This is a genomic window from Desulfosporosinus sp. HMP52 (assembly GCF_000765145.1).
Lineage (GTDB): Bacteria > Bacillota > Desulfitobacteriia > Desulfitobacteriales > Desulfitobacteriaceae > Desulfosporosinus.
Window position 1 is genome coordinate 1 of record NZ_JMGA01000072.1, and the last position, 22,985, is coordinate 22,985.

The window sequence follows — 22,985 nt, forward strand, 5'->3', positions numbered from 1 at the left end:
ATAGCCTTGATTTTCATGCCGCTCCGATATAGTCGTTTTACTGCGATCCAGTCTTGCACATCTTTCATTCTCCCCCTAGATATCCTTTCTCTATGTAATTCCTGCTGACCGAGAAAGGATATCTTTTTATTGCGAGGGGGTCAATATTGAATGAAAGAGTGGGGTCAGGTTTCAGTATAAATCAATACCTGCCGTCTTGCTTTTATAGGGGAAATTAAAAAGCGCATGCGAGGTTTTTTTCACCCTACACATGCGCTAAGCTTCGTTATTTGCTGAATCCTAAACACCCAACCCCCATCAACCGGAAGCAAACCGACTGTGAACAGAAAAGCAGTCCGCATAACCGATACGCGAACAGTTCCTTGCTGCCTGGGTCAGGAATAGGCTGAATCTCCTGCTGCGTGAAGCCGCACAGTCTGCGCCCTGCCGACGTCCCATTACACTCGCTTCACCTGCAGCACAAGCACCTTGCTTGTGCATAAACGGGCAGCATTGTATAATAAAAATGTCGTCGTGGACAGTCTGTTACGTGTAGGTGCTCTCTCACCTGCTCGTGCCTGGAAGTGCTGCAACACTTTCAGGTCACGGCGACTTTTCAATTTCCACCTATTTCTAATTATAGCTTTTTTGAAGTGAATTGCAAGGTATGGGAGAAGGACAGAGGGAAAAAACCGTGGTGTCCGCTTCGGATCTTTATGATAAGACAGGCAAATTAGCAAGAAAAAATATTGTGCCAAGAACATATGTTTGATACTATATGATTAACAAATTAACATCCCCAGCCTTTGTGAAAATAAATTACTTTGGTTGGTTATTATAATTATTTTACTTCATATGAACGGAGGTAGACGTTATGCACTCAGGGAAAAAGTATCATAAAGTCAGTTTGGCGTCTGCTTCATGGACAATGCATGAGTTTTTTGCAGGAAGCGGCTTAGTTGCTTATGGTTTAAAAGATATGTTCCGCCCTGTTTGGGCAAATGATATTTGCTCTAAGAAAGCTGCCGTCTACAAGGAAAATTTCACAAGCAAGCACTTTGTTCTGAATGACATAAAAAACATATCCGGGACTGGTTTGCCTTACGCTCATTTGTCTTGGGCAAGTTTTCCTTGTCAGGATTTGTCCTTGGCAGGCTCCCTGGGTGGGATTGACGGGGAACGCAGCGGTCTGGTTTGGGAATGGCTGCGCATATTAGAGGAAATGCCGGAAAAACCGGCGCTTTTATTAATTGAGAACGTTACAGGCTTATTATCTTCAAATACCGGCGCAAACTACATAAAACTTCATTATGCCTTATTGCGATTGGGCTATAAGAGCGGTGCCATCTTGATTAACGCAGCGCTTTTCGTTCCGCAGTCCAGACCAAGGGTTTTTGTGATTGCGATCAGGCAGGACATACCCATCCCCACTGAATTATGTGACTCCGGGCCTAACTGGTTACATAATCAAGCTGCCGTTACTCTTGGCCGCACTTTGCCCCACTGGATATGGTGGCGCGCCGACAAGCCGCCCAAGCGGAAAAAAAGCCTTGTTGACATCATTGACTTCAATCTGCCTTATGACAAAGACGATGCATTGAAGCTTATACCACCGCATCATCAGAAAAAGCTGGAGGAGTTTGACGAGATTGTGGCAACGGGTTATCGTCGCACAAGGCACGGAAAACAGTGTTTAGAACTCCGTTTTGACGGAATAGCCGGATGCCTGAGGACACCGGAAGGCGGCAGCAGCAAACAGTTTTTGATTGTCAAAAAAGATGGAGAGCTGCACGCGAGACTACTGTCCCCACGCGAGGCCGCCCGGCTGATGGGCGCGCCGGATAGTTACATCCTTCCCGGTACTGACAATGACGGTTATAAAGCAATGGGAGACGCTGTGGCACTTCCTGTCGCTTCATTTATCGGTAAATCCTTTTTGACAAAACTGGCGGAGGTTATCTATGATGAACAGCGCAACCAAATCATGTCTTGTTGAATAAATGGTCTCATTTTTGGCATTCACAACTGCACTAGCAAGCATTAATTGTCCATTAAGGTGCTGTATATTAGCCATAAGTTGTTGTACATGTACATCATTGTGGACTTTCGGGAGTCCAGCTGATCGTCGGCGATAAATGCCTGGGGCTTCTGGAGGCCGTTAATGAAACCTTCCCTGAGGTAAGATTCCAACGCTGTAACGTTCATTGTTACCGTAACGTATTCTCAGTAACTCCTCGTTCGAAGATGAAAGAAGTGACAGCCATGCTCAAGGCGATCCACACCCAGGAGGATAAAGCGGCCGCCAAAGAAAGGCGGCGGCAGTCGTGATCAATCTCCGCGATATGAAACTAAAAGAAGCAAGCAAAAAGGTTGAGGAAGGTATCCATGAATGAAACCTTAAGCTACATGGATTTTCCTTATGCCCACTGGTCTAAACTTAGTAGCAATAATGTCATTGAGAGATTGAACCGGGAGATCCGCCGTAGATCTCGTGTTGTCGGTTCATTAGATAGACTAATAGTTATCATTTCTAAAGCTCCTCTTTTTAGTGTACTGTTCTGATTCTGCTGTAAATCGAGTATCCAATATTTCCGAATAAAAGTTGGCAGGTAACAGAATGAAGATTTACCGATGCCAAAGTGAAATAGCCGGACAGCTAAAGCCGTTCGATCTAAAGTTTGAATTACAGACGTGCAAGTGGTTTTTGTTTAAAATGTAGGAAGCAGAGTATGAACTAAAGTTAGCATTCCAAATTAATACCTAATTCTTCTAAAATATCTACTGTTAATTTTGCAAGTGGTCGTTTTCCAAAGTCTTTTTCTTGTATGTAATTTCCAAATATTATTCGCAATAATTCTTCTTTCGAGGAAAATAATCCTGGATACTCTCTAAGATATTCTAGAATCTGAACTTTGTTATAAACTTTTGATTTCTTAATTAATTCCTGAACATAATCAGCATGCAATTCATATGCCTTATCAATCCTCATAACCTTGATATTGCTATATATGTCTTTTTGCTTGATATTTATATCGACCTTCAGCTGCTTGTGATCATTCAAATAGTCGGAGGAAAGAGGAGTATATGAGAATTTAAGGGCATTTTTATAATCAAATTTGTAATTATATGGTGATACAGCAATTTCATTAACAAGCTTTATATGATTACAAGCATAGCAAGAAGGTATTAAATTAAAAAGACTTACTGCAAAGATTGGATATCTACTTCTAGGGAAAAAATGGTCTAACTGTGCAGATGTCGATTTGCCGCGATTATTAATAAAATCTCTATTGCAATATGGGCAAACTGTTATACCTAATTCGTTTATTAACCAATTGTTATCTAGTTTACCATAGGCCTTGTAAATATTATTGAATAGAGAATCTTTTACATACTTTTTATTTGGATCATCACCTTCATAAGCGTCAAAAATGCATTTATTTGTATCAAAAGCGGTCTTTATTTTTAACAAAATATCAAAATCAGCTAAAATTATATCATCAAGTCTTTCATTTATGTTTAATCTATCAAGTTCCTTATTAATAATAGCAGCTTCATCTTTCGTATTCTTTCCTATTTTTATCATTTTTTTAAAATCTATTTTAATACAATCCAATTTCGATTTATCAATTCTTAAAGGAATCACAAATTTTCACCTTTTAATCTTCTTTTTTCTATTTCTAGCTTTTTAATTCGTTCATCAATTTCATTAATTTTGTTAGGAATATCTAATAACAAATTCAGTTTCATATTTAACATACCATTAAGTTTGTCTCTTAAAATATCATCCCCTATTATTTGTATTCTTCTTCTTAAATCCCTCCCTATAACAACATTTATAAGATAAGGTAAAGAATTGGATTCAAATCCAACATCGAGAGAATTGATTGCTTTAATTACATTATTTATTTTTTCTTTAGCAAATTGACCTATACTACCTTTTTCCATAAAGAATGAATCATAGAAAAGTGTAGTTATATTTGATCCAAATGTTTCAGAATGTTTAAAGTTATCATCAACGTTAACTTGATTGTTTTTAGCTTTTAGAAAAATAACATTATTTTTTGGTATATCTGACAGGATGATTGGTGAATGTGTTGTTATTATAATCTGAATTTCACATTCTTGATATATATCTTCAATAAAACTAACAATAGCTTTGATATACTTTTGTTGCCATTCTGGATGAAACGTTAAATCAGCTTCATCTACTAAAATTATTGCCTTTTTGAAATAATTATTATTACTTCTATTACCTATCAAATAGTAGCCTTGCCCTTCTGACAGTTCTTTGGTAATCGAGAACAATCTTGAAAACAAACTAAATAAAGTACTTTCACCTGTACTTAGTTCCCAAGAAAAATTTAAGTAATCAGCAATTCCGGCCGTTTTATGATATTGATAAAAAAATTCTTGAATGCCAACATATTTTTGGTTGTCTAAAACCTCTTCAAATGTAGGAATAATAAATGTATTATTATGGTGAATATCCTCAAAATATCCTATTTCTTTGATATGTAAATCTATCCAACTCATAAAATCCAAATACTTTTTCACAAAGATATAAGATGGATTATCCGCTAAAGAAAGGTTTAGTTGTATTTGTTCAAGCAGATTGAATGTATACCTCCAGGTATCTTTTATTAATTTAATGGATTTTAATGCCGATTCTACTTCACTATATAATAAATTGTGTCTTTCGTTTCCAATTGGCTCATTCATGAAATCATTTAATAACATTATAATTAAGCGTTTTGCAATATTGCACTTAAAAATATTATTAGGACTTAAATTATTTTCTTTATAATTATTATATATCACTTCTATCTTTTCACTTATTTCACTATCATCAATTCGTTTACTAATCTCATTTTTTATGGTATCAAAGTTTCTAAAATAGGCATATACCTTGTTAGGTAAATTGAACGGTATATATTGTTCATAATGATTTTTATATTGAGTTATAAAATTAATTTGATTATTGAACTCTGAATAAAAATAATTAGAGTGGATATCTTGTAAAATCCCGGTAAATCTCATTTCTGTATTTAACTTAGAATTTCCTCTTATTAATCCCATTGTTGATAAATCACTTATATTTCCCTTTTTCGTATAATCATTGTATCTGCTATCAAAAGTATTTGATAAATAGATAAAGTGGGTATCTTCCAAATCCTTAATAAATAAAACACCTTTAGATATTTCATCGATTCCCAATTCATTTTTTAATTCATAAGGTTTATTACTGGCAAAATTAAATAAATCCAAAAAACTATTTGATTTTAGGAATATTCGTTTTGGGTGTTCTTCCTCTAATTTATAATTATAGTAAAACTTTATTTTATTATCTTCCTTAGAATATATAATAAATACTGCCTCAATACTTATTCCACCCTCACCATGAACAAGATTCCTGAAAATAATCTCAAGAAGGGTTGATTTACCTGATCCATTATTGCCAACAATAGCACTAATATTTAATATTCTTGCTTTCTTAGTGTTACGATTCTCTTCGTTGCAGAAAAAATTCTCGACAGTATTTTCAGTCTGGTGATATTCTAAAATAGAATTATCACTATCAAACACAAACTTATGTTTTGGACTGAAATTAAATCCAGCATCATTAAAACACCCATATTTCCTTACCCATATATATAACAATTCCATGAATTCACATACTTTCTTTCCATATTGTTGTAGCTGGCCACCTAAAAGGCGTTACTTCATATCTTAAAAAGACATCGATCTTCGTTAGGTCTATAAAGTTCCTAACCTTGTTTAAAAGTTCTACACTTTTTCTGGATATCCCTGCCTTTTTAACAAATATTTCATGCATATCAAAAGGGCCGTAAACAAATCTGAGTAGTAACATCACACTGCACTGGTGTAGAGGTCAATACCATTCAAATTGAATTAAGTTCAACTAGTTATTCATTGGTTCTAACGAAGGGTCTTTGGACAATATTTTAAATGTTGCCTTATCTAGTCAAAACGATCATTGAGTTTTTTATAAATCCAAAATTGGATCGGGGATTTCAAGAACTACGTCTAAAATACCGACCTATTCACAAAAAGGCCTCTCAACTATTGATTTTGACTCGCTATTTAGCCTCCGATACGAACCAATTCTCATATTTTCTCTAAGTATATAAAAGCTATATTCAAGCCACTCTAAGAAATCCCTCACCCTTATAGTAAACGGTAATAATGATATTTATCGGTAAATCTTTTTTGACAAAGCTGGCAGAGGTTATCTATATGAACAGCGCAACCAACCGATTGAAAAGAACGCAACAACGAATAAACTGGGTTGCAACGATAAGTAAAAAGAGCCATTTTCAAAAAAGGAAAAACCCCACAATTGCTTGCTGGGTCTCATTTCCCTATAGATCCGATGGTCGGAATTAAACTGACGACCTGCTCATTACGAGTGAGTTAAAAGGTATCCTGAGCTATCCTAATGAATCCTTAAATGCAGTCATACAGCGGTTTATAAGGTTGTTGACTTTAGCCATATACTGAATCGTACTGCAATTTTTGGCTCGGGTTGCAACGATGGTTGCAACGGTTGAGATGTGGATAGGTTACACTAAAATAGACAGTTCTCTTAAGGTCTAGTAAGCTTAAACCAATTATGAAAGTTGAGGGGATTGCTATGACCAAACGAGAACGCAGAGCATTTACTGACGAATTTAAAAACCAAATGGTTCAACTGTATCTTAACGGTAAACCCAGGGCGGAAATAATCCGGGAATATGATTTAAGTGCCTCTGCCTTTGACAAGTGGGTCAAGCAAAGTCAGTCTACTGGATCATTCAAGGAATGTGATAATCATAGTGAAGAGGAAAATGAACTTATTAGGCTACGTAAGGAAAATCAGCAATTAAAGATGGAGAATGACATTTTAAAGCAAGCAGCGCTGATCTTAGGACGAAAGTAAATGTGATCAAACAAAACGCTCATAAATACTCAGTATCAGCAATGTGTAGAGTCCTAAATGTTAACCGAAGTACCTACTATTATGAATCGAAACCCCAGACTATAGATAATTCAGTGGAAGAGGCCATTGTAAAGATATTTAATGACAATCGTCGTGTTTATGGAACCCGGAAGATTAAGAAAGAACTAGAAAAGCTTGATATGATCGTATCCAGGCGTCGGATAGGTCGTTTGATGAAGAAGAAAGGGTTAGTTTCCGTATATACGGTAGCTCAATATAAAGTGCACAAGTCCACATGTAATGAATCTGATATAAAGAATGAACTGAATCGGGACTTCAAGAAGGAATCCCCCTTGGAGGCTGTTGTCAGTGATTTAACCTATGTTCGAGTAGCCGGCCGCTGGAATTATATCTGTTTGCTCATTGACCTTTTCAACCTTTCAACCGAGAAATTATCGGGCATAGTTGTGGTCAGGCTAAAGATGCGAATCTCGTTTGTAGAGCCTTTGCAAGAGTTAAAGGTAATTTGTTCAACATCCAGTTGTTTCACACGGATCGTGGTAATGAGTTTAAAAATCATCTTATAGATGAAGTAATTCAGACATTTGGAATTAAACGATCATTAAGTATGAAGGGCTGCCCTTACGATTGCGGTCTCAGAAGCAACTTACAAAGTAATCAAAACAGAGTTTGTAAGAAACCAACAGTTTGAGACTTTGAATGATTTAAAAAGAGAATTGGATGAATATGTTAAATGGTTCAATGAGAAAAGGATTCATTCAACCTTAGGCTATCTTAGTCCGCTTGAATTCAAAAACAAGGCACTTAAGAAAATTGTCTAGTTTTCTGTTGACAATCCAGATGTCACTTATCGCAGGATAATGCCCCTGATTGTATTTGCTAAGATAGTGAGAAGCTCGGTCAGTTATTTTTCTATCGAATTGCTGAGCAAACTCGACCGGCTTCTCTCGCTGCAACATTCATACCTCGACAATCTCAATTGTCGGAACTTAATCCATTTGCAGAATTAGTCCTGATCTAAACTATGTTTCGTCTTAACAAACAGTATATGGCCTTCCATAATGCTTAACAAATCTATTTCAATCTAGTTAAAATAAGGAGTTCGCGAAGTTCATTAAATGAGTCTTTAGCAAAGTAATTTAATCTAATGGATTTTCCATATTCAATTTTCCTGCTAAAATTTCAGCAGGCTTAATAAGCATTTCATATAAATTATCGAGTAGATGCTTAGCATCATTATAGCAATAAGTGTCCAATACTGTGGTTCTTCCTTTTCGCAAATCATATAAAGTAACAGGTTCAAATCCGGAACCATTAAGGAAAATCGGCACAAATGGGATGGCAATATTCGGTATAATATGTTGAGCCTCCTGTAAAACAATTTTAGGATCAGTAAAATCTGCAATAACAAACCTTGCCATGTGGGCCAGTGTAGATACAGTCTCAATAAAGTTCCGATCATCTGGCTTGTCAAAATCGAATAACACTGGTGTGAAGTTATGGTTTCTAAGTTCTTTTCTTATTGCGTCAAGTACAATCTTTCTTTCTGAAGTAAACCTTCCTAATATTAGTACTACTTTTGAAGTTATAGTATTAATCACATCCCTAATCTTTTGGTTATTCAACATCAAATAGATAAATTGAGCTACTTCGATATTGTCTACAGTAATTATAGATTCATCCAATTTAGTAATAACCAGATTATTTTGTTTAGTACTTCCGTCTGTTTCGGCATTCCATACAGAGATTCCAAAAATATTGCATCCTGATAAATCTGTTCCAAATAACTTCGCATCTACTAAATTACTGTTTCTGAGGTTTGCACTATTAAGGTTTGCACCGCTAAGATTTGCACCACTGAGATTTGCACCACTGAGATTTGCACGGCTGAGATTTGCACCACTAAGATTTGCACCACTGAGATTTGCACGGCTGAGATTCGCCTTGTAGAGGTCTGCGCCACAGAGATTCGTATTACTTAGGTTTGACTCGCTGAGGTCTGTAGAATTCAAGTCCGCTCCGGATAGGTCAGTTTCGAAGAGGGTCGCGCCGCTCAGGTTTGCATCATCTAATTTTGCCTTACCTAAGTTTGCACCGCTCAGGTTGGCTTTCCATAGGTTTGCGTATCTCAGATCTGCACTATTAAGGTTTGCACCGCGCAGGTTTGCCTTGCCAAGGCTTGCACTGCAGAGTCTCGCTGCACTGAAATCTGCACCGCGTAGATCTGCATTACCTAGGTTTATACTGTTTAGCTCTGCACCGCTGAGATTAACATCCTGGAGGTCTTTCTTGATGAAATCTTCCTCACTAAGGTATACTCGTAGGTCTCCCACTAAGTAGTAATCTCCATCTGTTATATTAGAACTCCATATACTATTCCAAAACCCTGCACCTTGTCTTAATAATTTAATTTGAGCTTTATTCGCCAACTTTCTTCCTCCCTTTCAATATTCGTTTCTATGCATCTTCTCTATAAAGATGATCTACTCCTTTATGCTTTGGTACTAAGGAGTTTAGCATTTATTAAATTATTATTGTTAACTCCCATTTAGTGAGTCTCTTGGAAGCTACAAATCTTCCCTATACCTAGGGGGGTGTTGTGAACTTACCGTTATTAGCCTAATCAGTAATATGGATTTTGCGAGGTTGGGTAAATTGGTCTTTAGAAAAATAATTTTTATTATTTTAATAGTATAATCAAATATTCTAATCTTCTACTTCTTCATCTTCATACATGTCTTCAAAAAAAATAATACCCTCATCACCTATAACATTCATTACATTGATTCTTTCTTTAATATCTTCTATTTCGTGTTCATATAAGGCTTCAACTTCATTTATAAGGGATTGTGGTACCTCACCTTCACAAATACACGCTAGGTAATCCTGTACAAAGGCAATTTCAATATTAAGTGGTTCGATACTTTTAATAAATTCATAATAAGCCGAAGTGGTTTTAGCATTCATCAAAAAAACTATAAATTCTTTAAAAGATATTTGTTCATTTACATATTGCTCTTGTAATGAATCTCTTGTAAATTGTGGCAAGAATATCTTTTCTGCAGGAGATCCACTTCTAAGCTCGTAAGTATAAATATTTTGCTTAAACGCTTGCTCTTTTATCTGTTCATAATATTTTCTGGATATAGAACCTATTACTCTTCCAAAAAAGTCCTTTATCCTATCGTTATTATTTGTTGGGAAAAGATTACTTATATTAATATCAATTTCCAGGCTGGTACTTATAAAATCTGTAAGCAAGTCTCTTTCCTTAGCATAGTCATTGCTAATATTAAATCTATCGTATCTACAGGAGTTGTAAAAGTTTGTAATCACTTGCAAAAATCTATATTGGTGTGAATTAAACTTAATGTCACACCACTTTAATATTCTGGCATGAAGTTCTTGGTGGCTATGTGTTATTAGACTTTTCTCAAATGATTCTATTTGATCCAAAGAAATGTCTTCTAAAAGGACAATAAGAGCCTTTTGCAATCTCTCTATACCCACAGAAATCGGATATAAAACATGAAATATTTCACTTTCGTAATGGAAACTCCTTAAACGATTAAACTCCTTTATGCCTTGATGAATAAATGTTCCCGCAATATCTATTTCTGTGCCCATAGCAAAGTTTTTGAAATATGTAACTTTATCCAATTTGACATCCCCTTAAAACTAATATTCCACCAACGATCTTAGTTTACTTTTATTTTGCGATTTGGGACATATAAGTAACTGCATTAATTGGTTCGCTAAACTCCCATTTAATAAGCCACAAGGAAACTACAGATCTTCTGCATTCTAAAAATTCCAGTTATTAGCGTAATAGGGATATGGATATTGCGAAGCTTGTGAACGCTGAAGATTGTTAGAACAAATGTGAGGTATATTAAATGAAGTTGATCCCCCCATATTCAGAAGTCGCCATGGACGGCGACTCCTTAAACCAAAAGAATAACTTTCAAATATCTTGATTTTCTAAGTTTGTTAAATCTTCAACCTTTGCCATATTGGCTAACAAATTTGTATAAGCCCTTAGTTTCTCCTGTAATTCCTCTAATTCTATCCTGAAATCCTTACAGTGTTCTGGATCAGAAAAAGCACCAGCAAGACAAGCCTTATGCCATTTCGAAGTAAATGGACGAATAACCTGATTTAAAACTACGATAGCTAGTTTAGTAAAATCGTTACACTTCATTCCATAATCATGTAAAATCTCTCGGGTTATCGAGAACAATTTATAAATACTGTCAAGTGCGGATTTTTCATCACCATGTTCTGGAAGAAGGGATTGTGTACTAACCCTTGTAATCAACTCAACATACATATTCCAAGCGGCTATTTCATCTTGTGGATTTGGTTTGAATTCTAGTTCTGCAAACTTTAGATTTAATTTTATTCCGGTAAGTCCCCAGTTTTCAAATAAGTCTCTCCATTTCATGTTATAAACCTCCAAGATCTATCTACAATTTACATTTTATCAATTATTCCAGTTAAGGTATGATTATACGCTGATTCAGATAATAGCCCTTCCTTTGCTGTGATATAACTACTGTTCGATGAAAGTTTTGCAATTCTTGAAGTTGACCAAGATTCAATTTTATTATTTAAGTCTTTAATGTTATACAAGACTTGTTTTATTTTTAAATATTCCGGAATTCTATCCTTATTTAAGGTACTCAGTTTAAGTAAACAACACTCCTTCTTTTCCTTATCAGCATATCCAATCTCATAAGGAACCCACCAAGAAGCGTCATCAAAAGTATTATTCGATATTAGACATAATACATAGTTTGCAAAAGATAATCCTTTTTGTATACATTGAGTTATCTTCAACGCATTTTGAGCTGTTACAGCTAATTGAAGATTGGCATCATTTATATCTAAATAAATATTAAGTCCTCCTTTCATGATATAGTCACCTATTTTAATAACCTTATCTTTATCCACACTACGATGTGATAGAAAAACGCATTTTTTAGCACTCAGGTCTCTTTGTTCGTTTAAGGAAAATGTTTGGATCTTTTGTGTAGCTAAATTTATACCTTTCAAAGTATCTCATCCTTTCTGAAAACAAAATATTCCGTTTTAGTGTGTTGTTCCACACTTTACACTTGGCATTGTATTTCATCATTTCCTGTGAGTTTTTTATCAATTGAGCCCTTGTAGTAGTTCTAGTATTATAAGCGTCTTCAATCCATAATCATAATTGTTTGGATAAACCCAATATCGAGCATAACAGTTGAGATGATCTTTATTCCAATTATCTTCTAAACGTGGGGGTAAATATATTGAAGACCCTTGACTTGGAAGGATTATTCCCATAACTCCATTGGGAATGTATTCACCTTGACGAAGAGAACTTTTTAGTTCCCAATCACGTACCTGTCTACTATGTGTACCGCTTCCGACTAAAACAATCGTTACTGTTGTATCTAAAAGGTATTTTTTTCGGATATGAGCCATCACATAATCCGGATTTGTACTATTAATGAAATCATCATTGTCATTTCCACCTAATACATATGGGATAAAAACCTTATCCTCATTTGAAAATTTTTGAATAAATGAATCTACCTCCTTCTTATCTCCCTTTATGAGATATAAAGACTTTTCTTCTAATCCCTTGGTACATCAGACTTCCCTCCTTATAGTTTTTTTATATCAAAAAAATCCTCAAATTGTCCCCTATCCTAGCCAGGACGGCGCGGCCTTTGCGACCTATTTTATTTAACGTTCCTCAGGCCCACTGGTCAAAACTTCGTAGTAACAATGTCATCGAAAGGCTGAACCAGGAAATTCGCCGCAGAACCCGTGTCGTGGGTACCTTTCCCGATGGAAACTCTGCTTTGATGTTGGTCTGCGCTCGTCTAAGATATGTAGCCAGCAAGGATTGGGGAACAAACCTTTATATGAGCATGAAACATCTTGAGGAACTGAACAAAGAAAATAATCTAGTGGCCGGTTAATTTTCAGAACCATCCAGGCATTCTGGGTAGACTTGACATGGGACCCTACGTCGGATGCTTCAATGGGTCATGGGATGAGGCTCATATGATGTATTCCTTTAAGGTAAGCCCGATCCCAAACCTTAAGGGTAGCATCCGCCGCCCCCATATCAAGTCTTAATATGGGGTCACCGTTAACTAAATTTTTTAACCAAGCAGATATTAATTTTTCGAAAGTTTATTGACAGTACCAATGGTAATGGTGCCGCATTGTTCGATTTAGTTAAACAACAAAACCTTGAGGGAATTGTTCTTAAGAAAAAAGATTCCAAGTAGAACTTGGAAAACGATCCAATGGCTGAAGGTGATTAACTTTCAGTATGCAACGGTAGGCATTACTGGGTTTAGAAAATCAGAGTTTGGTTGGATATTATAGTTCCCTAACGGAAAACCAGCCGGCATTATGGAGCTTGGCGTTCCTGATGTAGCTCGTAAGGCAGTTTACCATTTATCTAAAGCGGTAGCATGTAAGGAAGTAAATGATTTCGTTGTCTTTCCCCAACCATTAAAATGTAAGCTTAAGAATCGTGAGTTGACCAAGTCAGGATATTTATGGTTGCCCTCGTTTGTTGAGTTTGCTAGTTAATCTAAGCTAGTATTTTCACAAATAAAACCCAAGGGAGCTCTAACCTAATTAAGTGAAAGGGCTCCCTATTATCTAAAATAAATTATCATCCAATAGACATGAAACGCGATTACTATTAAATAAATGACCAAGATTACTCCCAATGAATACGCAACAAATCTGCGATTTTTATTCCGTATCCTCCACAACACAAAACCTAGAACTTCCGCTCTATCAAAACCACGCACTCCACGTGCGTGGAGACGATAATAGTGCTATATAGTTATAATGCCGTTGCTATGATGCCTTGAGCTTATAATAATTATGATTAATGAAACAGGTGGTCCTTTGACGGCGATTGAAACTTTATAAATAAGCAAATTAAGATGGTACCAAAACCATCTTAATTTCTATTGATCTGATTCAATTTTGAACAATTTACTATCCTGAGAAAGTTCAACTGCAACATGTGCGTTATCGATAACTCCTTCAGGAAGTTTATCTCGTAAAATAGATACAACCAACTGAATGTCTTTATCTTGAACAAATTCAGCAACTTTAATCAATTGATTGTCATGCATGAGTTCTTTTTTATCATTTAACAAGAAATGTAAGCAAGGTGAATTCTCTTGATCGGCAAAAAGAATATATGCTAAATCAAAGCATAAAATCTCGCCTTGCTTCTTTCCTGAACTCATATTTGCATTAAACGCACTAAATTTATAAATTTGCTGATTGTTCTTAGTTATTACCTTATCATATTTTAATGCATATTTTTCTCCGTATAAATCTTGAGATATAGCAGAGAAATACTTGTTAAACTTTTTAATTTGAACTTTCAAAATTTCTTCAAAATCATTTGAAAATAACAACTCATCAATTTTTTTGATTTCATCATTTAAATCATTAATATTATCCCCTACTTCTACCAATTGCGATATGATGCTTTCATATTCACCCTTAGTACGATATTTTTCGTTAAGCTCCAAAATGACCTTTTCAAGCTCTTCAAAAGAATCTCCTTTAGCTATTTTTTGAGAAAATTCTTTTTCCTGCCTTAACAACTCTGATATATTTCTCTCTTCTTCGCTTATTTTGGTAATCAGAGAAGGTAATTCTGAGGCAATAAACTTTGCTTTTTCGACTAACATATTATTATGATAATTTACTAAATCTGAAAAGGTTTTTTGTATACCAGAAACATTTCTTGTGGTTTCGGTATATAGCATTTCTAACTGTTTTAAATCAATTGATGAAATGCTATTCTCCAATTCCTTTTTTGCCTCTTCTATAAGTTCTTTACGAATCTTCATTTTACTAATTAATGAACTAGACCTGTTAATTCTATATTTAATGGAATTCAACTTTTCTAAATCTTCTTCAAAATTTTCGTTTAAATTAAATCTAGATTTTTTCTCATCTAAAGCTGAGATTTCATCCTCGATCATTGATAATGCAATTTCATACGCTGTCTTAGTTTGCTTCTTTTCAAGTCGTTCTTTAAAAGTTTCTTCCTGCTTCAGCTTCGTAAGTAATACTTGCTTTTTTGCACCATCATCAAAGGTGCAGCCTAATAAGAACAAATATAAAGTCTCATATTCAACATCAGAAGTATATCTGTCTAATGTTTTTAACGTATTATTTATATTCTCATCCTTATATCTAATATTGTGAGAAATTATTTGTCTGAACGTTGGCTTTTCCGCTTTCTGATGAGGAATTAACAGCTTTAGCAATTCATCCTCAAACTCTTTTTCCAATATAGCTTTTCCATTAATACTTCTAATAGCCTTTTTCCTTGATAGAAAATTCCGCTTAATAACGACCTCTTTTGAATTAGGATTTTTTAAATCATCCACCAAAATTAAAGTTATTACGACTTCTTCATCAATCAAATAATCTTTTACTAGATCATAAACTTCCTTTTTGTTTTCCGTATCAGTATAAATAATTGATGGTTTACTGCCCAAACAAAAATCAACTAATTTCAAAACAGTTGTCTTGCCCACATTATTACCTGTTAACTGGCCTTCTGTTGTAGGCGTATTATCTATGATTAAGTTTAGACCTGATTTAAATTCTATTTCTCTTATTGTGTCAATGGGGCTTGTTATTGTTAAATACTTTATGAACATAATTCAACCCACCCCTTTTCATTTAATCTCGCAACATCAATAAGATATAACCAATCTAAACTCAGCATATAAGTAGGAAATGACATATCATTTATACTTTTAACTTTTTGATACAAATCAAAGACTGGTTGTTTAGTTTTCAACTTCAATTCCTTCAGAACTATATAACCGTTATAATAAATACTAAGCTCTGGATGTATATTATCTGGTAATAACATGGCTATAGCCCTCCGGATTTTTAAAGATTTTGCACCTTACAAATGTATCTACAACCAAAATATTCACACACATTTCTAATTCTTCATAGGGTATTTCTATGTAATTTTTACTTTTTACAATGATATCTATTAAACTATCTATAATAGCAAAAAATAAATCATGAGACTCTTTTCCTGTAGCTAAAATTCTTGTATACTGATTTTTTATTAATCGGAACACTGATAGACTTTTATTCGCTCCTTGTTTATCAAACTCCATATATTTTTCATTTAATTTGCTGTAATATATTTTGTACTCATCAATAGTATCTTGAATTGTCTGTAGATTGTTGAATTCAATTTTTTTATTAATTTCAAAAGAATTAATTTCAGGCGACTCTATACCATCAGATAAATCTTCATTTGCTAATATATTTAATATCGTCGCCAAATTACTGTCAACTTTTACGATATCTATGTCATTTCCCAGTTCTTTCTTTATAAACTCATAAAATTCTTTTTGTTTGTCTATTGTCATAGTTAAAACTTTATTTTGAATAGTCGTAGTATCTATTATGTCTTCTGCTGGTTTAAATAAAGCATTATGTGGATTATCAAATGTTGATTCCCGCATTTTATCTGCATTTTTGGATATAGATATGAATTTGAATCGAAATCCTTTATACCGCTCAAAGATTTTTTTCTTTAATGAAGATTCTATCTTTTGTTTTGTGCATGTTGATGAAACTTGTGAGATTATTTCATTTTCAGTATCAACTAAATCTATGCCCTCAACATTTTGCTTAATAACGTTCAAGTTTTTTAACTGATATTCAAACAGCATATTCAGCATATCTGCAAAAAATGTTTCAGAGTAAATATTTAAATCTAGCAAGTTTATTTTTCCTCTGCTTTCGATACGCCATGCCAGCCAGCTTAATTTTTTATCGATGTAATTAAAATAGTGGCTTCTATTCATGAATATGCCTACCTTCTAAATTTCGTTAAGACTATTTTTATCCATAATTTTTCTAATGCATCATCAATCTTTTGATCATTGTCTATTGTAATAGTCGTTATATATCAACATTTTGGAAAAGAGAAAAGCCCTCCTTAGGAGGGTCTATGCTTTCCAGGCATTGTTGACAATTCGAATTTTTGATATTTTTCCTAATAGGAATTCGCAATTGACCCCAATATAGTTAATATTATATCTACGAGTCAGATATTAACCCCTCTAAGTTCATGGCAGGAAATCCAACCGGATGCCGAATTAGTATAATCTTATACTAATTCGGCATCCGGTTGCAGATTTCCTGCCATGACACATTTTATTTTATTATATATTGAGTAGTACATTTATTGCTATAATTATAGATCTATGCCGAAGATCAATACTTGAGCTCCAAATGTAAATACCACAAACACTTTCTTCAGGCAATATAAGGAAGTACTACATTTCGCAATGACTCCGACAGTTATTCTAATAATTCCTCCACCCTCATCCCACTCTTCAAAACAAATACAAAATGCGTCGGTGTGAGAATCTCTATCCTCTCAACCAACGCATTAAATGTTTCCTCATTTCTTTATTCCCAGAGCTTAATAGGACGAAAATTCTGGTTATTGAAGGATTTTCCACGATACATGGAGAATATTGGATAGATATTAAGGAAAGGACAGTGTGCTCCATGGATAAGTTAACTAAAGGAACATGGATTGTAAATACAATAAAACATCTTTCTGATGTACGGCAGGATACTCTTGAATTAGATCTTTTTGGTGCAACTGAACAGGCTGGGAAGGCTGGTCTCCTACTCTCACGGTTAGCCAGCGATCAACAGGAAATAGTAGACTTTGGAAAACTTCGGGTATACGCACGACAGTCAAGTATCAGTCCAGCAGAAATCAAATCTTATCTAAATTACCTCCGTGGAGAAGGAAAAGTAGACTTTAGTACTGACAAACATGGCAATGTAAAAGAAACTGAAATCTACTGTTTTTCTAGCAAAGACGCAATAGAAACTGCCTCACAACTATATGAAAAATTTGAGCCTACACCAGTCGAAAATGCAAGCATCCTTGGCTTACAAACAACTTTTGAATTACCTAGGTTCTCAACTGAATTTTTAGAAGTACTAACTCAACAAGGAACTGCAGAAGGCGTGGCTAATGACACGTTATCTTTACAAAGAACCTTTGGTTTAGTAAAAGTTAGTAAATATGACGAAGAGATTGTTTATAACGAATATGCCTTTTCTGGCGACCCAAGTTCAATACCCAAAGCCCTTGCTGGTCTTTCCAATACAGATAGGGACATGGTCTCCGAAGTTCAAAACCTCGTAATGGATAACCCCGGATTTCTATTGGAAGCTATTCCGAAACATATAAAGCCTGAAATTATTTCCATCATGGAGGGTATTGGCTTAGTCGACGGTATTACTGTCAAATCTCTTGCTGGTGAAGCAACTTTCCTTACCGTTCCACAACTTAAAGGCCAAGGACTCGGAAGTTTTTCATTGTCTGAAGACGTATTCCATAAAGCCAAAATACTATTAAGCAGTTTAAGGTTTGGTCAAGCTAAATCTTGTTATGGTAGGGGTTCTATTTCCTCATCGGATAAGATGTTTAACATAGTAAACAAACTTCTAAGAAAAGAATGGGTAGGTCCTTGTACTGCAATTGGTCAGGACTATCAACTCTTAGAATTGGATGGCGTCATTCAGACAACCCCAGCAGAACGAGGTATGTATTATATGTTGCTTAGACAACAGGAGGTCGGCCACCTTGTCAAACAGATACTGACAATGAATAAAGTTTTTCAGGTTGACCCTTCCATGGATGTTTCCTTGAGTCAACAGCCAACCGGCTGTACTATCCCAGAAGTTAGGAAAAAGGAAATAGAAGCTAAGACAACAGAACCGATAATCAGATTGAGAAGCAAAATGTTACAAGCAATAAGGACGGGTAGGTAAACCAAATGCCTAATGACAAAAAACCAATTGTTCAAATACCTGTTGATAAAGGAGATTACCTTGAATATCGTATTTCAGGGGTCTTTCAGAGTCAGGGTTATTTAACTAGAAGGGCTATTCCTCTTAAACAAGCAGGCAATAAACAAGACGCAACTGATATTGACGTATTAGGGATAATTTTTACTGCCCCTTTCCAAGGTCATCGAATAATATGTGATTGTAAAAACAAATCCAAACCTAAACCATTCGAGAGAGTTTTCTGGGCAAAAGGGCTCGGAACATTTATTGATGCGTCTGAAGTATATGTTGCTCTTCCTAAAGCTTCATGGGATTTCATACAATTCGCGAATCAAGGGTCTGTACGCATACTAACAAATGATCTTCTTAATAATTACTCTAAAAATCCAATGGGACAATATGGCTTGGCAGATCATACCCATTACGGTGTATTTTTTGATAATCTTCGAAAAACAGTTGGCTCAAAAAAAGAAGCTCAAGATTGTCTATTACGCACGAAACAATTATTCCTCTCCGAAAATCCTTATGTTTCTCTTAACGAAGCAATGGATATGCTTTCAGTGATATCTAATAAACACTTAGTAGCATATCAAAATGATCGGGAAAAAGAGTTTTGGAAATATATCATTTGTGAGCTAACTGTAAATGTGTCCATCCAAGTTTTATGGATTTGTTCAGATACCCTCTGTTTCTCTTCAGAAGCTAGGCGTAACCACATAAGAGAGCGTTTAACCTATGGAGAGTACTCACCTAAAGTACTTCATTCCATCCTAAATACTGCCAAAGAAATGGCAAATGAGATAATAAGAAGTAAGGTTCCTGCTGATTATCTCCCATCTCAAAACATCGTTGATTTTGGAACAATTGATCCTCCTGATTATACTGAAGACATAATTGGTCTGGTTGAAAGAGCGATATCGAACCCCGATTGGTATATTCGTACACCACAGTTATTGGATTATTTACTTTTTGAACAAGGACTTAAGGGCAAGGAATTCTCAGATTCGGCTTTTCGCTCTATGTTTCGTTACGGTTGGGCAGATGAAAATTTGAAAGCAGCGCGGAATATCTTATCGTTTATCAGAGACAAAATTGGTTTGAATTGGACAACTATTTGGCCTAAGTCAGAAGGAAATAAAGTCTTATAAATTAAACCAAAGTTTTCCCTATACTGATTCACCTCAATTTCCAAGCTGTTTGAGGTACGAACAGGGTAGTTATAAGTTTGTGTAAAATTATTGCTACTCTATCTCCTCCACCCTCATCCCACTCTTTAAAACAAAAACAAAATGCGTTGGTGTGAGAACTTCTATCTTCTCAACCAACGCATTAAATATTTCTTCATCGAACTCTTCAAGCAGTGAATCCCTGCTGTTTATCGTCTGTACAATTTCATCGAACCTCTGTTTCAACCCATCCTGCAGGTCATTTGCCCTATCATGCTCCAACCTTTTCTTTCGGACTTCCTCCAGTTCTCCAGATAATCTTTTATACTCCTCATTATAAACTTCAGAATCTACGCTATTATTTACCTGAAACCGGATGAGCCTCTTCAACTCATTTTTCAATTCTTCAATCCGATCATCCAAAGCTTCCGTCTCTTTAATGTTCGGCCTTTGCAAAATAATCATCTCAATATTTGCTGTCATTGTCTTGATAAAACTCTGCCTGTCTTCATAAATTCTGTTGAACATCCGAACGAATCCATCCATCAAAACATTTTCTGCGACTGCCTTAGCTCCACAAGCATCCTTACCATCAGTTATATAGGTTTTACACTGCCATACAACTTTCTTTGATGAATTCGTGCTATTCCAATACCTTCTCTTAAAAATGTTCCCGCACTGACCGCAAAACACTTTAGCACTAAATGGGTACTTGCTGCTATATTTATGCCTATCACCAACCAGATTCCCCTTGAGTAATGCTCTACGTTCCTTCTCATCTTGAACCTTATCGAACATCTCTCTGGATATAATCGGCTCGTGGTTTCCTTCAATATAGTATTTAGGAGCCTGCCCCTTATTATCTACTCGTTTATGCTTCAAAAAATCAACGGTGATCGTCTTTTGTAGAAGAACGTCACCGCAATACTTCTCATTTTCCAACATCCCACTTATCGTTGAATCCCACCATTTTGTGTTTCCAGTAACGGTTTTTATGCCATCCTTCATTAAGCCTTTTAAAATAGCAATATAACTTTTTCCCTCTAGGTATTCTCTGAATACCCTGCGGACTATTTTAGCCTCCTTTTCGTTAATGATTAACTCGCCGTCTTTGTTTTTATCGTAGCCAAGGAACCTTGTGGTATTGACGCGCACACTGCCGCTTTCAAACTTTCTTAGAATTCCCCATCTCGTTACATCTGATTGGTTTCTGCTACTATCCTGTGCCAACCCGCTGAGAATTGTAAGCAAAAGTTCGCCACCAGTACCAAATGTATCAATGTTTTCCGTTTCGAAAAATACAGGTATTCCTTTATCTTTTAGCTTCCTTACAAAGTGTAAGCAATCCTCAGTATTGCGAGCAAACCTAGAGATTGATTTGCAAATGATCATATCTATCTTCCCTGCCATACAATCATCAATCATTCTTAGAAATTCAGTTCTCTTCTTTGTGCTAGTGCCTGAGATCCCGTCATCCGCATAGATATCGACCAGAACCCAATCATTTCTCTTGCTAATGTAATCTGTATAGTATTGTACCTGCATCGTCGCAGAAACATATCCGTCCATTTCAATCCCTAGTTAATAACTTACTTCAAGCAAGATCCGCACAGATCCTAGTCCGAACAAATACCCAATACTCTCGTTTTATCTATTGCTGATTCAGTGTTAAATCCTTAATGACAGCTTCTCCACAGCGTTTGCTTTATCCCCGCTCAGACGGCTGAGTATATATTCGTGTCGAATTTAAGCTCTTGTGCCCTAGGATCTCCGCGACCATCTCCAGTCCTTCGCCAGTTTTTAGCAGATTCCGTGCAAACGTATGCCGCAGAGCGTGGGGGTGAAGTTCGGGCAGTTTTGCTAGGTAAGCGTACTGGTCGATAACCTGCCGAATTCCACTTGCTGTTAAGCGACCGGTTCCCTTACCTCTCTGGCTCAGAAACACTGGCCCTTTTGTTCGACCGTTCAAATAGTCGCGCAGGACTTTTCGTGTATCGCTGTTGAGGGGCACAGTACGGAATTTGCTCCCTTTTCCTAGCCGTACCTTGAGACTACCGGAGCGATCCCCAATAATGAGATCGTCAATATCCAATGCAGCTACTTCACTAATACGAAGGCCAGTATTTAGCATAAGCGTAATCAGAGCAATATCCCGTGGTATGCTTTCACGTTCTACCGCACGAAAAAGTGATCGTTGGTCCAACCTTTCTAGCCCTTGAGGTGCAGAGCGTACCTCTTCCACATATGATGGCATTGGTACATTCTGACCGTTAAAGTCCAGCCAGTTTGCAATCGCAACAAAAGAAAGATTGACTGTCGATGGAGTGCGCTTAAGGTTGATTAATAAGTAGGACTTGTATTCACGTAGATCTGTAGAAGTAACACGCTCATGAGTAAGTGTTTCTCCATTCTTCGATTCAAACCACTTAGCAAAACCCAGTACCCTCTGTCTATAAGCCCGGAGGGTGTTCTCACTTTTGTTTATATTGCGAAGATATTCTAGCCACGAGTTTGGGGCTGGCACATTGGTCCGTGACAAAGACATCACCTCTTTTTCTGTTGGTTAGCCCTGGGGTTTACCTTATGTTTTTGTGCTTAAAATCTTATCTCCTGAGTTTTTTGGCAGTTAACTACCATAACTGCTGCGGGCGTATTGTCTGGAACCCGTAGATCATAAGGCTTTTATAAAATCAGTCTATTACAGTTACACGAAAACCCAAGAGATAATGTATATTATCTCTTGTCAGCTTGTAGACAATAGAGGAAACACCCTTGTCCAAATGGTATAATTATACTAGAGGATAGGGGTGTTTTTTATCAATGTATGTAAAAAAAGATCGGGAACAGCAAAAACAAATTAAATTCGTAAGTATAGAGGATTTAGTTCCTCAAGAACATATTTTACGAGATATCGATAAAGCTATTGATTTTAGCTTCATCTATGACGCAGTTAGGGGTCTGTCATCAGAAATCGCGTG

General features: G+C 35.8%; 16 protein-coding genes and 3 pseudogenes. 7 read left to right on the top strand and 12 right to left on the bottom strand.

From position 1 onward, the window contains the following. Positions 1-297: 297 nt before the first annotated feature. Positions 298-480, bottom strand: coding sequence for a hypothetical protein (locus tag DP73_RS24105; protein ID WP_242865813.1), 183 nt, complete (start codon positions 478-480; stop codon positions 298-300). A gap of 373 nt (positions 481-853) precedes the next feature. Here DP73_RS24105 and dcm point away from each other — a divergent pair, with 373 nt between their 5' ends. Together dcm and DP73_RS22870 are read left to right on the top strand one after the other, a co-directional pair. Further along, positions 854-1,975, top strand: coding sequence for a DNA (cytosine-5-)-methyltransferase (gene dcm / locus DP73_RS21035; protein WP_034602333.1), 1,122 nt, complete (start codon positions 854-856; stop codon positions 1,973-1,975). Between the two features lie 104 nt (positions 1,976-2,079). Further along, a pseudogene (locus DP73_RS22870) lies at positions 2,080-2,484 on the top strand (transposase); the annotation flags it as partial. A gap of 235 nt (positions 2,485-2,719) precedes the next feature. Here DP73_RS22870 and DP73_RS21040 read toward each other — a convergent pair. Continuing rightward, positions 2,720-3,625, bottom strand: a complete 906-nt coding sequence (locus DP73_RS21040) for an HNH endonuclease domain-containing protein (RefSeq protein WP_052090950.1) — start codon at positions 3,623-3,625, stop codon at positions 2,720-2,722. Continuing rightward, entirely contained in the window at positions 3,622-5,646 is a 2,025-nt protein-coding gene (locus DP73_RS21045; protein ID WP_034602334.1) for an AAA family ATPase, read from the bottom strand. Before DP73_RS21045 ends, DP73_RS21040 begins: the two co-directional genes overlap by 4 nt. A gap of 988 nt (positions 5,647-6,634) precedes the next feature. On the opposite strand from DP73_RS21045, the pseudogene DP73_RS21055 reads away from it, so the two are divergent. Then, positions 6,635-7,761: pseudogene (locus tag DP73_RS21055) on the top strand (IS3 family transposase). Between the two features lie 318 nt (positions 7,762-8,079). On the opposite strand, the gene DP73_RS21060 reads toward DP73_RS21055, so the two are convergent. The 4 genes from DP73_RS21060 to DP73_RS21075 form a co-directional block, all read right to left on the bottom strand. Then, positions 8,080-9,369, bottom strand: a complete 1,290-nt coding sequence (locus tag DP73_RS21060) for a pentapeptide repeat-containing protein (protein ID WP_052090952.1) — start codon at positions 9,367-9,369, stop codon at positions 8,080-8,082. A gap of 277 nt (positions 9,370-9,646) precedes the next feature. Next, positions 9,647-10,600: a hypothetical protein gene (locus DP73_RS21065; RefSeq protein WP_052090955.1), complete on the bottom strand. Its 954-nt coding sequence runs from the start codon at positions 10,598-10,600 to the stop codon at positions 9,647-9,649. A 304-nt stretch (positions 10,601-10,904) separates the two neighbouring features. Then, positions 10,905-11,384, bottom strand: a complete 480-nt coding sequence (locus tag DP73_RS21070) for a hypothetical protein (RefSeq protein WP_034602336.1) — start codon at positions 11,382-11,384, stop codon at positions 10,905-10,907. A gap of 29 nt (positions 11,385-11,413) precedes the next feature. After that, positions 11,414-11,995, bottom strand: coding sequence for a toll/interleukin-1 receptor domain-containing protein (locus DP73_RS21075; RefSeq protein ID WP_034602337.1), 582 nt, complete (start codon positions 11,993-11,995; stop codon positions 11,414-11,416). A gap of 620 nt (positions 11,996-12,615) precedes the next feature. On the opposite strand from DP73_RS21075, the gene DP73_RS21080 reads away from it, so the two are divergent. Continuing rightward, positions 12,616-12,912: a transposase gene (locus DP73_RS21080; RefSeq protein WP_242865814.1), complete on the top strand. Its 297-nt coding sequence runs from the start codon at positions 12,616-12,618 to the stop codon at positions 12,910-12,912. Between the two features lie 1,014 nt (positions 12,913-13,926). Here DP73_RS21080 and DP73_RS21085 read toward each other — a convergent pair. Genes DP73_RS21085 through DP73_RS21095 form a run of 3 tightly spaced genes read right to left on the bottom strand, consistent with a single transcriptional unit; the run spans position 13,927 to position 16,827 of the window. Further along, positions 13,927-15,651 carry a DUF2326 domain-containing protein gene (locus DP73_RS21085; protein WP_034602339.1) on the bottom strand — a complete coding sequence of 575 codons (1,725 nt, stop codon included), beginning with the start codon at positions 15,649-15,651 and terminating at the stop codon, positions 13,927-13,929. Further along, entirely contained in the window at positions 15,642-15,869 is a 228-nt protein-coding gene (locus DP73_RS21090) for an ABC-three component system middle component 6 (RefSeq protein WP_034602340.1), read from the bottom strand. Before DP73_RS21090 ends, DP73_RS21085 begins: the two co-directional genes overlap by 10 nt. After that, positions 15,853-16,827, bottom strand: a complete 975-nt coding sequence (locus tag DP73_RS21095; protein ID WP_034602341.1) for an ABC-three component system protein — start codon at positions 16,825-16,827, stop codon at positions 15,853-15,855. The genes DP73_RS21090 and DP73_RS21095 overlap by 17 nt, the downstream gene beginning before the upstream one ends. A gap of 712 nt (positions 16,828-17,539) precedes the next feature. On the opposite strand from DP73_RS21095, the gene DP73_RS21100 reads away from it, so the two are divergent. Both DP73_RS21100 and DP73_RS21105 read left to right on the top strand, forming a co-directional pair. Next, a complete protein-coding gene (locus DP73_RS21100; RefSeq protein ID WP_034602343.1) occupies positions 17,540-18,823 on the top strand; it encodes a hypothetical protein in 1,284 nt (427 codons plus the stop codon). A gap of 5 nt (positions 18,824-18,828) precedes the next feature. Further along, positions 18,829-19,989: a hypothetical protein gene (locus tag DP73_RS21105; protein WP_034602344.1), complete on the top strand. Its 1,161-nt coding sequence runs from the start codon at positions 18,829-18,831 to the stop codon at positions 19,987-19,989. A gap of 93 nt (positions 19,990-20,082) precedes the next feature. On the opposite strand, the gene DP73_RS21110 is transcribed toward DP73_RS21105, so the two are convergent. Both DP73_RS21110 and DP73_RS21115 read right to left on the bottom strand, forming a co-directional pair. After that, complete coding sequence (locus tag DP73_RS21110) at positions 20,083-21,576, bottom strand: recombinase family protein (protein ID WP_052090957.1); 1,494 nt, start codon at positions 21,574-21,576, stop codon at positions 20,083-20,085. A 136-nt stretch (positions 21,577-21,712) separates the two neighbouring features. Continuing rightward, a complete protein-coding gene (locus tag DP73_RS21115; protein ID WP_052090959.1) occupies positions 21,713-22,546 on the bottom strand; it encodes a tyrosine-type recombinase/integrase in 834 nt (277 codons plus the stop codon). A gap of 281 nt (positions 22,547-22,827) precedes the next feature. Between DP73_RS21115 and DP73_RS24110 the strand changes: the two are divergent. Further along, a pseudogene (locus DP73_RS24110) lies at positions 22,828-22,985 on the top strand (IS5/IS1182 family transposase); the annotation flags it as partial.